The following is a 597-nucleotide window of genomic DNA, read 5'->3' as shown; positions in this document are numbered from 1 at the left end:
AGTCCACAAAACAAAAAAAGGCTACTCATTTTTTGAGAGCCTTTTTTTGTGTTTAATAAGTAATAATTAACCTCTGAAAATCAAATACTTCTATAAAAAACAGCTTCTTTATTCAATTGTTTTTTCATTTATTAATTGCTATTTGATAATTATTTACTACTTTTGCGAGATTTTAAAAGCTAAAAACAAGAAGTTATGTTAGGATTACAAACGGCTATGGGGATAGCTACACAAACTAATAATGCTGCCCCTGAAGTACAAGAAAAAACACTTTCTATAATGGATATGATTATAGACGGTGGCACGGGTAATATTATCATTATCGGGGTTCTCTTCCTGATGTTGGGTGTGGCACTCTACATCTATTTCGAACGCACATTTGCTATCAAAGCAGCTTCGCAAGTAGATAAAACTTTTATGTACAAAATACGCGATTGTATAGCAGCAGGTCGATTAGATGCTGCTAAAATGCTATGTGTGCAATCAAACACACCTGTAGCACGCCTTATAGAAAAAGGAGTATCACGCATCGGGAAACCGCTTGAAGATATCAACAAAGCTATTGAAAATGCAGGTACTTTAGAGGTGTATAAGTTA

The 597-nt window shown here is 34.2% G+C and carries 1 pseudogene; it reads left to right on the top strand.

From position 1 onward, the window contains the following. Positions 1–195: 195 nt before the first annotated feature. Positions 196–597, top strand: a pseudogene (locus HMPREF9074_RS06205) (MotA/TolQ/ExbB proton channel family protein); the annotation flags it as partial.

This window comes from Capnocytophaga sp. oral taxon 329 str. F0087 (assembly GCF_000213295.2).
Lineage (GTDB): Bacteria > Bacteroidota > Bacteroidia > Flavobacteriales > Flavobacteriaceae > Capnocytophaga > Capnocytophaga leadbetteri_A.
This window is presented reverse-complemented; position numbering and strand designations above follow the sequence as displayed.